The sequence below is a fragment of the Vibrio sp. 10N.237.312.B06 genome (assembly GCF_041464685.1).
Taxonomy (GTDB): Bacteria; Pseudomonadota; Gammaproteobacteria; order Enterobacterales; family Vibrionaceae; genus Vibrio; species Vibrio tasmaniensis_A.
In genome coordinates this window covers 1-13,565 of sequence record NZ_JBFSPI010000042.1, presented here as the reverse complement: position 1 = coordinate 13,565, position 13,565 = coordinate 1, and the positions used below count along the sequence as shown (strand labels likewise).

The following is a 13,565-nucleotide window of genomic DNA, read 5'->3' as shown; positions in this document are numbered from 1 at the left end:
TAAATCTGTACCTTTCTTAATCACTTCATATAGATAAGTCACTCAACCAAACATCCAAACACAAAAAAGGATTGGTATCTCTACCAATCCTCTTTAGGGGATGTTTCGGTTTTCTACCTTATGACAGGCAGGTAACGCGATTACTCGTAATCAGTCGCGTACGTGTCTTCGTATGTGTGCGAGTAGAATTCGAATAGGTTGCCAAACGGGTCTTCTAGATAAACCATTTGCGCTTGTTTTAGTTCGTCTTCTGGGTGGTAACGCATGATGTCCATACGAACCTTACCGCCATACTCTTCAACACGCTTAACCGCTGAATGAAACTGCTCTTTTGGAAGTTGCAGACAGAAGTGGAAGATACCTAGGCGAGAGAAATCAACTTCGTGACGCTCTTGACGATCTTTCATTTCGAACAGCTCAACACCGATACCATCAGATGTGACTAGGTGTGCAATGTTGAAGCCTTTGAAGCCTTCACCAAATACTGCGATACACATGCGGCCGATTGCTGATTCGCGCTCTCCCATCACTTTGGTGTTGTTCATTACGATTCTTAGACCCAGCGCTTTCGTGTAAAACTCTACTGCTTTGTCCATGTCGCCAACCATGATGCCTACGTGATTCATTTTCATAACTTGCTCCAAATTCGTTTTAAATTCTGTGCTTTTCGAAGACTGGCTTCGATGTTTCGTTTCGATGAAGAGAGTATATGGAGATGTGACGATTAACTGAAATTATCATAAATTATATTAATGATAATTTTTTGTTATTTACATGTTTAGCATCAAATCCTAGCTAACTTAAAGAAGCCATGCCTGCCCTTGCCTACTTACCTACTTGCCTACTTAGATACATAGATACATAGATACATAGATACATAGAGGCTTACGTGAATAGAGATAAGCCGAAATAGAGAACAGCCTAAAGAGCATAGCTACCCAAATAGAACGTAGCCCTAGTTTGATAACTTTTATCGATAGCTTTTGTCGATAGCTCTCTTCTTACGAAGATAGGATTTGCCTATTGAATCTATAGAAATGTCCGATTTCACTAATTTTCGGTGCGAATGCAATATAGCTCCATCGACGCGGGATAGCGTTAAACACTACAAATTAGAAAGAGAGTCGAATCATGATCAACACAGAAATCAAACCATTCAACGCAACAGCATTCAAAAACGGCGAATTCGTAGAAATCACTGAGCAAGACGTTAAAGGCAAGTGGGCTGTATTCTTCTTCTACCCAGCAGACTTCACGTTTGTATGTCCAACTGAGCTAGTTGATCTACAAGACAAATACGCAGAGCTTCAATCTCGCGGTGTAGAAGTTTACTCAGTATCAACTGACACGCACTTCTCTCACAAAGCATGGCACGATACTTCTGACAAAATCGGCACTATCGAATACTTCATGGTAGGCGACCAAACAGGCAACATCACAAATAACTTCAACGTTATGCGTGAAGGTCAGGGCCTTGCAGACCGTGCAACTTTCCTAATCGACCCAGAAGGCGTTATCCAAGCAATGGAAATCACTGCTGAAGGTATCGGTCGTGACGCTGAAGACCTACTACGCAAGGTTAAAGCTGCACAATACGTAGCCGCTCACCCAGGTGAAGTTTGCCCAGCTAAATGGAAAGAAGGCGAAGAGACTCTAGCGCCATCTCTAGACCTAGTAGGCAAGATTTAATCTAAGCCTAGTTCAAACAAGAACAGCTAAGAAAGAATAAGTAAAACAGAACAGTTAAAAGGTTCTACAGGCGCGCTTCGGCCCCCCTCCTAAAGGGCAGTCGCGCGCCACCCTTTCAAAACATCAACACCACAATATTTGCCGACTTGCGCCCCCTTTTTATTTTCCTTTTTCAGCAAGAAGGTATTGGTCAATACCAAGACACAGAATTTAAGAGCAGGCACGATTATGTTAGATCAAGCAATGAAGCAGCAGCTAAAAGCATACCTAGAAAACCTAAAAACCAATGTTCAGTTAGTCCTTAGCCTGGATGGCAGCGATACCGCGAACAAACTTCAAGATCTGGCGAATGACATCGCGTCTTTAACCGACAAAATTGAAGTGAGCCGTGATGATAGCGCGAGCACTCGTAGCCCAATCATGCAGGTCGTGAACCAAGAGAAAGGCACCGCGATCGGTTTTGCCGGTTTGCCAATGGGTCACGAATTTACGTCACTGGTTCTAGCACTGCTTCATAGTGGTGGTCACCCTATCAAGCTTGAAGCTGACGTAATCGAACAAATTAAAGAACTCGATCAAGAGCTTAATGTAGAGATTTTCATCTCGCTATCGTGCCAAAACTGTCCAGAAGTGGTTCAGGCATTCAACATGATGTCGGCGATTAACCCTCTAATTAAGACAACGATGATTGATGGCGCAGCATTCCAAGATGAAGTGAAGTCTCGCGACATCATGGCAGTTCCAAGCGTGTTTATTAACGGTGAGCTATTTGGTCAAGGCCGTATGTCACTGGCAGAGATCCTTAACAAAGTTGATTCAGGCGCAGCAGAAAAGAAAGCGGCTAACCTAAACCAACAAGCACCGTTTGATGTATTGGTTGTCGGCGGTGGCCCTGCAGGTTCTTCAGCGGCTATCTATGCGGCACGTAAAGGCATTCGTACCGGTGTGGTTGCTGACCGATTCGGCGGCCAAGTGATGGATACGATGGCGATTGAAAACTTTATCTCTGTGAAAGCGACAACTGGCCCTAAGTTAGTGGCAAGCCTTGAAGAGCACGTAAAAGAGTACGGTGTTGAAGTGATGACGGAGCAGCGCGCTGCAAACATCATTGCGGCAGAAGACACAGAAGACGGTTACATCCACGTTGAGCTAGAGAGCGGCGCAACACTACGAGCTCGCACGGTCATCACCAGTACCGGTGCTCGCTGGCGTGAAATGAACGTTCCGGGTGAGCAAGACTACCGCAACAAAGGCGTCGCTTACTGCCCACACTGTGACGGCCCTTTATTCAAAGGTAAGAAAACAGCGGTTATTGGTGGTGGTAACTCAGGTATTGAAGCGGCAATTGATTTAGCGGGTATCGTTGAACACGTAACCGTACTTGAATTTGCAGACACATTGCGTGCCGACCAAGTGCTTATCGACAAAGCAAACGCAACACCAAACATCGAAATAATCAAGATGGCACAAACCACACAAGTGATTGGTGATGGAAACCGTGTAACCGGTCTGGAATACAAAGACCGCAACACCGACGAACTTAAACAGATCGAACTAGCAGGCATCTTTGTTCAAATCGGCCTGATGCCAAATAGTGAATGGTTGAAGGGTTCGAAAGTTGAGCTGTCACCACGCGGTGAAATTGAAATTAACGCTCATGGCGCTACATCAATGAAAGGTGTGTTCGCAGCGGGTGACGTAACAACCGTACCTTACAAACAGATCATCATTGCGATGGGTGAAGGTGCGAAAGCAAGCTTAGGTGCATTTGACCACCTAATCCGTAACTCAGCTCCAGTTAAAGAGGCTGAAACGGCTTAAGCTTTAAACTTAAAACTTAAAAGCTTCTAGGCTTAAAAGCTTTTAGCTCAAGTTCCTTAAATATTTGTTAACTTATTTCTTTACTGTTAACGACTTAGTCGACATTTAGACACCACTCCTATGGATTTAGGAGTGGTTTTTTTCTTTGTGATTTATGCCGGTTGATAAAGCATAAAGGCAACCACCATCGCTAAGCTTCCACCCAAGCAACGGTTCACAAACATCATCTGTTTTGGTGATTGCAGTAATTTTTTCAGCATGGTGCCGCAATACGCCCACACCAACATGCACGGCACACCGGTAATCACCATACCCGCGATAATGGTCACTACTTGAATCAAGTAATCTGCATTCGGAGTAATGAATTGCGAAAACACGGTTAATGAAGCTATCCAACCTTTAGGGTTTAACACCTGCACCAACACACCTGACATAAAACCTGAACGTTTATCTGTGGTGCTTTCTTCGATTTGCATGTTAGCAATCGACCACGCCATGAACAGCAAATAAGCCGCACCCGCGTATTTCAAAATGTTGTATAGCTCTGGATAAAGGGTAAATAGGCTCACCAAACCGACACTGGAACCCGCCAGTACGATGATGATACCAACAGCGTTCCCAGAGATAAAAGGTAAAGTCGCAGCAAATCCATAACGACTTGAAATCCCAAGTAATGCGATATTGCCTGCCCCAGGTGTAATTGCAATTGATGTTGAAAATAGCAAGAACGCCAGCATTAATTGAGAGCTCATTTCCTCTCACTCCTAATAAGTAAAGTATTTATACGGAGAGAGTTTACAGATTCGACTAGGAATTAAATTGCTATATAGGCTAATATTAATCCAAATTTGAGCAAGACTTTTCTAAAAACACCATGAAACAGAAAGAATCCACCAAAGAAGTGTTAGATGACACAGATATCGCCATCTTAGAACATATCCAACAAGACGGACGCATGAGCAACAGTAAGCTCGCAGAGAAGGTCAACCTCAGCGAAACCCCGTGCTGGCGCCGTTGGAAACGCATGGAAGAGACGGGCTATATCGATGGTTACGCCGCTAAGCTGAATCGCAAGAAATTAGGCTTTCATGTTGCAGGCTTTACGCTAGTGACACTGGGCAACCACGAGGTCGAAAACACGGAACCGTTTGAAGAGTTTGTCGAAGTAACCGATTGGATTCCTATGTGTCACTGCATTGCAGGTGGTGCCGACTATATGATTCAAGTGCTAGCGAAAGATTTAGAAGAGTACTTTGAGCGTATCAGCTCGATCAGACGAGTAAAAGGCGTGAGTGCGATTCAGTCGAACATCTCGGTTAAAGAGTTGAAAAACAGCTATAAGTTGCCTCTTGGAGACTAGTTCACTTCTCCTGACAGCCCTTTACTTTAAGCAAAATAAAAGCCCAGCTCCCTAGATTTCTAAAACTTAGGGGCTGGGCTTTGTTATTTTGAAACAGATATCGTTTATTTACGCTTGCTATTCACAAGGGTGAGCTAAATGAATCAGCGCCAAACCACCTAGAGACGTTTCACGATACTTCTTATTCATGTCTTTACCCGTCTGATACATAGTAGCGATAACCTTATCCAATGAAATCAGGCTTTTGCTGTTACGTTTGAGTGCCATTCGTGAAGCATTAATCGCCTTCATGGAACCCATCGCATTTCGTTCAATACATGGCACTTGTACCAAGCCACCAATCGGATCACACGTCATACCGAGTGAATGCTCCATCGCAATCTCTGCTGCAATACAAATCTGCTCGTTGCTGCCGCCGCGTAGTGCCGTTAAACCCGCTGCCGCCATAGAAGACGATACGCCCACTTCACCTTGGCACCCTACTTCCGCACCAGAAATAGAAGCGTTGGTTTTGTACAAAATACCAATCGCGCCCGATACGGCTAAGAAGTCTTTTAACTGCTTAGTATCCAACTCTTTAATGAAGCGATGGTAATACATCAATACGGCAGGGATGACACCCGCGGCACCATTAGTTGGTGATGTCACCACTTGGCCACCAGCCGCATTTTCCTCACTCACGGCAAAGGCAAACAAGTTAATCCAATCCATGATTTCCATTGGGTCGTTTTCAACGGCCGCATTCGCTTCAAGCTTCTTCAACAAGTTTGGCGCACGACGAGTCACGTTCAAACCACCATCAAGAATGCCTTCGGTTTCAAATCCGCGTTCCATGCAGCGAGTCATTACTCGCCAAATTTGATCGGCTTTTTCTGAAATAATGTCAGAACCTTCGAACTCCGCTTCATTTTTTAGAATCATGCCACCGAGGCTCATCCCGCTATTATCGGCTTGTTGCAGCATTTCATCGGCATTTTTGAATGGGAAGGTGACTTCGACCGATTGAGTTTGAGTGCCATTCTGCAGTTCATCCGCGGTTGCGATAAAACCGCCGCCAATCGAATAGTAAGTTTCATCAACAATTATGCTTCCGCTTTGGTCAAACGCTGTAATCATCATGCCGTTTTCATGCAAAGGCAGATTGTCTTCGTGGAATAGCATGTCGGTTTGATAATTGAAGCCAATGGTGTGATGGCCACTCAGCTGCATTTCACCACTGTTGATAGCAAGACGCATCGCTTCATTAGCGCTGGTGATCTTAATCGTGTCTGGCTTATTTCCAAGCAAACCCAAGATGGTTGCTCTGTCAGTGTGATGCCCTATTCCAGTCAATGACAAAGAACCGTATAAATCCACCTGAACACGCGTCACATCTGCGATTCTATCAGCGATTAATTGTGTGAAATGAAAACCCGCAATCATTGGGCCGTTGGTGTGAGAGCTCGATGGTCCCACACCAATTTTGTAGATATCAAAGATCGATAACATAGATATACCAGTAAAAAATCGGTCAATTAAGAAAGAGCGGCATAAAGCCAATCAGGGATAACAGTACAAACAGCAATCGTCACAACAGCAAATACCAACAAGCCGTAATGACTCGCGGTAGGCTTAGCGAACAAATGCTTCTGCTTGGCAATAAATTCGCTTTGTTGCTCGGTCACCTCTCCCCAGAAACGGCTTACAACAACGCCTAACACCAAGAAAACCACAGTGCCAATCAAGGCAAACCAAGGCCAAGCTATGCCGCTGTATTTAGCGATGAATACGACGGCCACACTGCCAATACTGCCTGCAATCACCCCTTTCTCATTTGCCTTTTTAAAGAACAAACCCAGGATAAAAGAGCCAAGGCGAATACCAACAAAAATGGAGGTCAGGCTAGCAATAGTTTTAAGCACTGATTCATTAGAAACCGCCAGTAATGCAGGAACAACAACCGACGCTGCAGCAACAAGGCTCATTTTTCTTGCCACCGATTCATAATGTGCATCAGAGGCTTTCTTACGGAAAAAGCGCTTGTAGAAATCGAATGTTGCGACTGTCGCCATTGAGTTATAAGTCGAATCCAAGGTCGACATCGCTGCTGCTGAGAGTGCGGAAATCACCAAACCAACAATGATTGGGTTGGTATGGTTAAACACAAAATCGAGAATCACTTCGTTGCTGTTTTCAAAGCTTTGGTCTTGATAAAAGACACTCAGAAGAACGCCCATTACAGAGAAAAACAGGTAAATAAAGAACGCGCCGTAACCACAAAGCAACATCGATTTTTGTGCAGTTTTAACGTTCTTAGTCGCCAATGTTCTTTGAATAATCAGTTGGTTAGTGCCATACACACTTAGATGTAAGAAGCTCACAGCCACTACACCTGCCCACAATGTGGTATCAACACCCAAGTCGAAATCGAGGTTGATGATATTCAGATGTTCAGGAGACAACACCTCACCTGCATCAATCTTCATCAGCAATAAAACAAAGATCGCAATGCTGCCTATGATCAGCACCGCCGACTGCAACATGTCTGTCCATATGACGGTTGAGATACCCCCCGCATAAGTATACAAAGCGGTAAACAAACTGATGTAGATGATCGCCTCGGAGATACTCACCGGCAACACTTGCACCAAGATCAGTGCAACTGCATACAAAATTACCCCAGCCGAAATACACTGAACCACAATAAACACGATAGAGTTGATCGTGCGAGCAACAACGCCAAAGCGGTGCTCTAGGTATTCATAAATCGAAGTCAGGCCGAGTTTGTAAAACACCGGGACAAAGAAAACCACAGCAAAAAAGATCACTATTGGGTAATTCAAATGGACGCTCATCGCTTCCATGCCTGAGCTATAAACCCAACCCGGCATACCCACGAACGTCATCGCACTGATGTAGGTTGCAAGAATCGACACACCTGCCGTAAACCAACCAAATTGCTTTCCGCCCGTTGAGAAATCGCCACCAACGCTATAACGCTTATTCACTAAGTAACTGATAAATAGAGTAGTTAGTACATACAAAGCAATAACCACAAAACTTGAGTACGTAACCATTTTTAGATTCCGTTTATTATATTTCGCAATTCATTCGCCGCCAATAGTACTCAAAAATGGATATTTTCCCTCAAAAACCCACAATAAGTGTGAGTATTGTCACTAAGATAGATGATTAAACACTCTAAATGCCCAAAAAGTCGCAAAACGACGATCTAATGAGATCAAGATCACTAAAATACACAACATGGGTACGCACTCATTTTAAAATTGACTTTGATCACGGATCTAATAACCACAAAAATTCTATTATCTCTCCCGAAATGAAGATGGTGTGGTGATATTCAATAACCGCCACACAATAATCGAAACTAAAAACACCCTATAAAAAATAAAGGTTTATCGGTCATGACTACTAAAAAACACATGAGCGAAGTTCCTATGATTCAAAGGGTAGCTGCTTATCTTGCAATTCTAGTTGGCTACTTTTTCTATTGTTATAACTTTGTAATTATTGACTACGTACGCCCATACATCGTTGATGCGTATGATGGTATTAACTTGGCGGATACCGCTCAGTTCTATACATGGCAGTCGGTTGGTGCACTTATTGGTGCTCTGAGCTGTGCATGGGTGGCATCAAACTTTGGTAAGAAATCGACTCTTATTGTCATCACTGCACTGAACGGTGGCGCAACCATCATCAACATGATGTTTACTGACTACGCGATGTGGGCAGCAATGCGTTTCATCATCGGTATTTCTTTAGGTGGCTACTTCACCGTAGCAGTAAGCCTGATGATCGGCCTGTTCACACCAAGCGTTCGCGGTAAGTTAACGGCATTCGCTTCTTCGATGTTCTCGGTTGCCCTAATGGCAATGGGTGCATACGCGGCGTTCATTTCTAGCATCGATGCACCTTGGCAGAGCCTAATGTGGGTGGGTGGTATTCCTCCTCTAGTTGCAGCTGCACTGATGATCTTCATCCTGCCTAGCGACAAGAAAGTGATCGCTTACGGTGAAGAAGATCAAGCCGCGGCTGAAGCATCGAATAAACCAGCGAAGAAAGGTTCTTGGGGTGAAATGCTAAGCGCGCCTTACCGCAAGCTAACCATCACTTGTCTACTACTGGCTGGCCTTAACTTCTATGGCTACCAATTCTTCTCAGGCTTCGTGACAACGTACCTGAAAGAAGTTCGCCAATTTGACGGTTCAACTATCGGCATCATCTTCTCTATCTCAGCATTCGGTTCTCTATTCGGTGCTTGGGTATGGGGTGCAATCGCCGACAAATACGGCCGTAAAGTGAACGCGTTTGGTTTCATTCTTGCGGGTGTCATGGCGTCAGTATTCTTCGTTGCGCCAAGCGACGTGATGATCGGCAGCCTAAACATGCTGGCTATCCTAGGCCTTATCTACAACTTCGGTCTGTCTGCTTCTGCGGTATGGGGTGGCTACTTCTCTGAGTTGTTCCCAGCTCACCTACGTAGCTTCGGTGCAGCTCTGTTCCACGGTGGTCGTATCATCGGCATGTGGGCACCAATGGTGTTGGTATTCATCCAAGAGCGCAGCGACCTTGCGACAGCAATGTGGGGCTCGCCAATCGTATGGATTCTGGCTGGTCTACTGTGGCTATCTCTACCAGAAACATTGAAAGGCGGCATTTTCGACAAGAGCAAGAAAGCGGAACCAGCAAAAGCTTAATCCCCTTTAGTCGAAACCTCTAAAGACACGAAATAAACATCAATCCGGCTGATAAATCAGCCGGTAACAAAATCCAAATCGAGTCCTGTTCCGAATGTTGACTCGACAACAAAACGAGAATTAATTATGTCTAAATATCAAGAAGCTAAACGCATTGTTCGTGACTACTTTGACGCAATGGAAAACGCTACTCACGAAAACGTTGCTGAAGTTTTAAAAGCACACACGTCTGAAGATTACTTATGGCGCGGTGTTTACCCATTCCGCGAACAAGAAGGCGCTCAAGCTGCGGCTGACGTATTCTGGGCTCCAATGATGAAATCAATGACACGCATGCAGCGTCGTCAAGATATCTTCATCGGCGGTAACAACGAAGTTAACCCAGAGGAGATTTGGGTAATGAGCATGGGTCACTTCATGGGTCTATTCGACGCTGAATACCTAGGCATGCGCCCTACTGGCAAAATCATGAACGTTCGCTACGCAGAGTTTAACTGTGTTGTTGACGGCAAGATCACAAAGACAGGCCTGTTCCTAGATCTTCTAGGCATGATGGACCAAGCGGGTTGTTACCCACTTCCACCATCAACAGGTAAGCACTTCGTTTACCCTGGCCCACGTAATCACGATGGTCTGCTATTCGAAGATGCAGCTCCAGAAGAAGGCGTTGCGACTCTTGCTCTTGTAAACAAGATGGTTGATGACCTTTCTGCACTAAACGACAGCGGCGCAATGGGTTGTCCACCAGAAGTACTAGCGAAGAGCTGGTCAAAAGACATGATTTGGTACGGCCCATGTGGTATCGGCGCGTCTTACACGATTCCTCGCTACCAACAACAGCATCAACTTCCTTTCCGTAACAACCTGAAAGATAAGAAGTTCAACGGTCACGTTTGTCGTTTCGCTGAAGGTAACTTCTCTTGTTTCTTCGGTTGGCCAAACCTATCAAACACACCAACAGGTGGCTTCCTTGGTATGACTGGTGGTGAAGTACGCGCAAACATGCAAGTGGTTGACGTTTACTACCGTGACGGCGACAAACTGTCTGAGAACTGGGTGCTTATCGACCTTCCTTACTGGCTACAACAACAAGGTCTAGACGTGTTCGAGCGCACTTCAACCATCATGAACCCAACGCTGTAATCGAAACGCTTTAATCCTAGCGATAATAGCCAAAAGATAGAAACCAAACAGTAGCAACCTAAGTCGACATCTAATTTGGGTTGCTATGACTTGCTAGGCGTTCCTTCTCGCGCCTAGCAAGTGCTTCACCAACTAATCAATGTTCCATCAATCAATTGCTTCACCAGTCAATAATTGCTCCACCAATAATTGAATCAAATAGTGCCTCATGGATGGGGTACATCCTGCCAAACCAATACTAATAACGGGCTTGAAAGCACGGTGGCTTTCTGCGACCTGAATAAAGAGAACAACAATGAACAAGTCGATACTTTCTGCAGTGATCCTGACGGCACTTACATCAGGTTCAGCTTTTGCTGCACACACTTTTACCAATGACGCGGGCGATAGCCTTACTTTAGACGGTCGTTTCGACGTTCGTTACCAAGATAAGGGCGGCGATCATAATGGCGAATGGAACAGTGGTAGTTCTCGTTTCGGCCTTAAAGGTCAAATGGGACTAGACAACGATTGGACTGGCTTTGGCCATGCCGAATGGGGTTATAACTCGGGCGCTAACGGCGATAACATTTACGACCGACTTCTATACGCAGGCGTCGAGCACGAGAAATACGGCAAGATCGCAGCAGGTACTAAGCAGTGGTCTACCTTCTACGATGTGGCTTGGTTTACCGATATGGGTCGTGTGTTTGGTTCACGTGGTTCTGGTTACTACAACCTATCTGACTGGGGTATTTCATCAGGCACAGGCCGTGCTGAAAACTCGATAACTTACCGCAACAACATTAACGACAACTGGAAATACGGCTTCACTTACCAAACAACTCGTGAAGATGTCGCTGTATCAACAAGATTCAACCAAACGAATTCAGATACTGTTACGCTGAAAAACGGTATCGGTGCTTCAACGCTGTACACCGTTATGGATGGCCTAACGATTGGCTTAGCGTACCATCAGAATGAGTTTGATGATGTGGATAGCACAGTTCAAAACATCAAAGATGGCGACACACAACGCATCGGTTTATTAGGTTTGAACTACACCAATAATGGTCTGTTTGTTGGCTTCACCTACAGCCAAGGTTCTAACTGGGAAACCACCAGCAAAGCAGAATTCTACGACCACCGTGGTGCTGAATTCTTCACCTACTACCACTTTGAAAATGGTCTACGTCCAACCTTTAACGTTAACTACTTAACGGACACAGACGACAACGCAAATGGCTACGAGCGTCAGCTAATTATCCCGGGCCTTGAGTACCACTTTAAGAAGAACAAGTTCTTAGTTTGGACGGAATACCAATTTGATAATGGCAACGACAAGTCTGTTGGTAACCATTACGAGAATAGCGATGACCAATTCGCAGCTGGTATCCGTTACTACTTCTAATGGCTAGTGACTTATGGCTTAGCGGCTTTTGGCTTTTGGCTTTTGGCTTTTGGCTTAACAGTCTAATGACTTAGCGGTATGTCACTCCATTTGTGGGTAAACTTGTAATCTAAAGCTCTGCTCTCACGCAGAGCTTTTTAGTCACTGTCTCTGTAATCATACTTTTTTACCAACACTGAGAATGGGTTATACCCAACATCAAATTCAAAATAGTCATTATTCCTTATTTTTCATATCATTCCTTGTTATTGCTTTATGAGTACGTACCTAATTATGGTATCCTGTGCGCAGTTAATTTGGTTCAAAAGTATGGTCTATGAGCTCTCCAAAACACTCCACGGCGTCAAAGCCAACCGTCACCTCTAAAGATGTCGCTAAGCTGGCTGGCGTTTCTCAATCAACGGTATCTCGCGTATTTGTACCGGGCAGTTCGGTGTCTGAAAAGACCAAGCAGAAAGTGTTCGATGCAGCAAAATCGTTGAATTATCGCCCGAATGCCTTTGCCCGCAGTCTGACGACAAATGAATCCAAATTGATTGGCCTAGTTTTTCCTGACGCTGACTACCCTATCCATATGAAAACCCTACAGCTTATCTCCACTGAGCTACAAAAACAGGGTTACTCTGCGGTATTGATTCCTTGGCAAGTTGATGGAAACGACAACCACTCTATTCCTAATATCTTCCAGTACCGAGTTGATGGCGTGATTGCGGCTTCTGCGACATTCAATAAGTCGCTTTATGAAGAATGTGAAGAGTTCGACATCCCTATCGTCCAGTTCGCACGTGTTGTTGAAGGGACTAAGAGTAGCCATGTGGTGAGCGACAACTACGCCGCAGGCCAAGTTGCCGCTCAACATTTTCATAGCGTGGGAACGAAATCAGCGGTTTACCTGACCGGTAACGTACCGACCTACACCAACGGCGAACGCGAGGCAGGCTTTTGCTCAGAATTCGAAGACCTAACGGGCAAACAAGCTCGTGTTATTGAAGCTGATTATGACTACCTTGATTCACTGGATACTATTCGCGCCCTATTTTCAGAACCAACACACCCGCAAGCGATTTTCTGTGCGACAGATAACCTAGCAATGGCAGTGATGGATGTGGCGCGCTTAGAGTTCAACCTGCGTATTCCAGAAGATCTGCAAGTGGTCGGTTTTGATGATATCCCGCAGACTCAGTGGTTGAACTATCAACTCACGACCTTCAAGCAAGATTTCAGACGCCTTGCACGTGAGTCTGTGAAAATTGTGGTTAGTCAGATTCAAGAACAAGACACGAGCTTGGTTAAGTTGATGGTGCCAGTGAAGTTCATTGAACGAAATACCACGCTGAAATAGAACCAACGTTAAAACGCATTCCAATAAAAATCCCACTCAGTGTGAGCGGGATTTTTTATGATATTTAACTAGGGCGTGTTGATCTTTGCTGTACATTTCGCGTTCAACAATACATCGGTA

General features: G+C 44.9%; 11 protein-coding genes. 7 read left to right on the top strand and 4 right to left on the bottom strand.

The genetic code is table 11. The annotated features are described in order from the left end of the window. Positions 1 to 140: 140 nt before the first annotated feature. Positions 141 to 632, bottom strand: coding sequence for a VOC family protein (locus AB6C75_RS12860; protein WP_372107938.1), 492 nt, complete (start codon positions 630 to 632; stop codon positions 141 to 143). 499 nt (positions 633 to 1,131) lie between these two features. On the opposite strand from AB6C75_RS12860, the gene ahpC reads away from it, so the two are divergent. Then, positions 1,132 to 1,689, top strand: a complete 558-nt coding sequence (ahpC, locus tag AB6C75_RS12855; RefSeq protein ID WP_017078889.1) for an alkyl hydroperoxide reductase subunit C — start codon at positions 1,132 to 1,134, stop codon at positions 1,687 to 1,689. A gap of 228 nt (positions 1,690 to 1,917) precedes the next feature. After that, on the top strand, positions 1,918 to 3,510 hold the full coding sequence (gene ahpF, locus AB6C75_RS12850; protein ID WP_372107937.1) for an alkyl hydroperoxide reductase subunit F: 1,593 nt from the start codon (positions 1,918 to 1,920) through the stop codon (positions 3,508 to 3,510). A gap of 152 nt (positions 3,511 to 3,662) precedes the next feature. Here the strand turns inward: ahpF and AB6C75_RS12845 are convergent, their stop codons facing one another. Then, positions 3,663 to 4,262 carry a LysE family translocator gene (locus AB6C75_RS12845; RefSeq protein WP_004736366.1) on the bottom strand — a complete coding sequence of 200 codons (600 nt, stop codon included), beginning with the start codon at positions 4,260 to 4,262 and terminating at the stop codon, positions 3,663 to 3,665. Between the two features lie 122 nt (positions 4,263 to 4,384). On the opposite strand from AB6C75_RS12845, the gene AB6C75_RS12840 reads away from it, so the two are divergent. After that, on the top strand, positions 4,385 to 4,870 hold the full coding sequence (locus tag AB6C75_RS12840; protein ID WP_004736367.1) for an Lrp/AsnC family transcriptional regulator: 486 nt from the start codon (positions 4,385 to 4,387) through the stop codon (positions 4,868 to 4,870). A 117-nt stretch (positions 4,871 to 4,987) separates the two neighbouring features. Here the strand turns inward: AB6C75_RS12840 and AB6C75_RS12835 are convergent, their stop codons facing one another. Together AB6C75_RS12835 and AB6C75_RS12830 are read right to left on the bottom strand one after the other, a co-directional pair. Then, positions 4,988 to 6,358, bottom strand: a complete 1,371-nt coding sequence (locus AB6C75_RS12835) for an L-serine ammonia-lyase (RefSeq protein WP_371707928.1) — start codon at positions 6,356 to 6,358, stop codon at positions 4,988 to 4,990. A gap of 26 nt (positions 6,359 to 6,384) precedes the next feature. Continuing rightward, positions 6,385 to 7,926 carry a sodium:solute symporter family transporter gene (locus tag AB6C75_RS12830; RefSeq protein WP_372107936.1) on the bottom strand — a complete coding sequence of 514 codons (1,542 nt, stop codon included), beginning with the start codon at positions 7,924 to 7,926 and terminating at the stop codon, positions 6,385 to 6,387. Between the two features lie 348 nt (positions 7,927 to 8,274). On the opposite strand from AB6C75_RS12830, the gene AB6C75_RS12825 reads away from it, so the two are divergent. From AB6C75_RS12825 to AB6C75_RS12810, 4 genes are all read left to right on the top strand, one after another. After that, the gene (locus tag AB6C75_RS12825; protein WP_371707930.1) at positions 8,275 to 9,570 is read left to right on the top strand and encodes an MFS transporter; all 1,296 of its coding nucleotides are present in this window, start codon (positions 8,275 to 8,277) and stop codon (positions 9,568 to 9,570) included. Between the two features lie 126 nt (positions 9,571 to 9,696). Continuing rightward, complete coding sequence (locus AB6C75_RS12820; RefSeq protein WP_371707931.1) at positions 9,697 to 10,713, top strand: nuclear transport factor 2 family protein; 1,017 nt, start codon at positions 9,697 to 9,699, stop codon at positions 10,711 to 10,713. Positions 10,714 to 11,008: 295 nt separating this feature from the next. Continuing rightward, positions 11,009 to 12,103 carry a porin gene (locus AB6C75_RS12815; protein WP_371709094.1) on the top strand — a complete coding sequence of 365 codons (1,095 nt, stop codon included), beginning with the start codon at positions 11,009 to 11,011 and terminating at the stop codon, positions 12,101 to 12,103. A 316-nt stretch (positions 12,104 to 12,419) separates the two neighbouring features. Continuing rightward, entirely contained in the window at positions 12,420 to 13,445 is a 1,026-nt protein-coding gene (locus tag AB6C75_RS12810; protein WP_017105499.1) for a LacI family DNA-binding transcriptional regulator, read from the top strand. Positions 13,446 to 13,565 lie beyond the last annotated feature (120 nt).

Excerpts from the sequence above, each read along its gene's own strand:
- ahpF (WP_372107937.1), top strand. The coding sequence starts at position 1,918 with ATGTTAGATCAAGCAATGAAGCAGCAGCTAAAAGCATACCTAGAAAAC.
- AB6C75_RS12845 (WP_004736366.1), bottom strand. The coding sequence starts at position 4,262 with ATGAGCTCTCAATTAATGCTGGCGTTCTTGCTATTTTCAACATCAATT.
- AB6C75_RS12830 (WP_372107936.1), bottom strand. The coding sequence starts at position 7,926 with ATGGTTACGTACTCAAGTTTTGTGGTTATTGCTTTGTATGTACTAACT.
- AB6C75_RS12840 (WP_004736367.1), top strand. The coding sequence starts at position 4,385 with ATGAAACAGAAAGAATCCACCAAAGAAGTGTTAGATGACACAGATATC.
- ahpC (WP_017078889.1), top strand. The coding sequence starts at position 1,132 with ATGATCAACACAGAAATCAAACCATTCAACGCAACAGCATTCAAAAAC.
- AB6C75_RS12810 (WP_017105499.1), top strand. The coding sequence starts at position 12,420 with ATGAGCTCTCCAAAACACTCCACGGCGTCAAAGCCAACCGTCACCTCT.
- AB6C75_RS12825 (WP_371707930.1), top strand. The coding sequence starts at position 8,275 with ATGACTACTAAAAAACACATGAGCGAAGTTCCTATGATTCAAAGGGTA.
- AB6C75_RS12835 (WP_371707928.1), bottom strand. The coding sequence starts at position 6,358 with ATGTTATCGATCTTTGATATCTACAAAATTGGTGTGGGACCATCGAGC.
- AB6C75_RS12820 (WP_371707931.1), top strand. The coding sequence starts at position 9,697 with ATGTCTAAATATCAAGAAGCTAAACGCATTGTTCGTGACTACTTTGAC.
- AB6C75_RS12860 (WP_372107938.1), bottom strand. The coding sequence starts at position 632 with ATGAAAATGAATCACGTAGGCATCATGGTTGGCGACATGGACAAAGCA.
- AB6C75_RS12815 (WP_371709094.1), top strand. The coding sequence starts at position 11,009 with ATGAACAAGTCGATACTTTCTGCAGTGATCCTGACGGCACTTACATCA.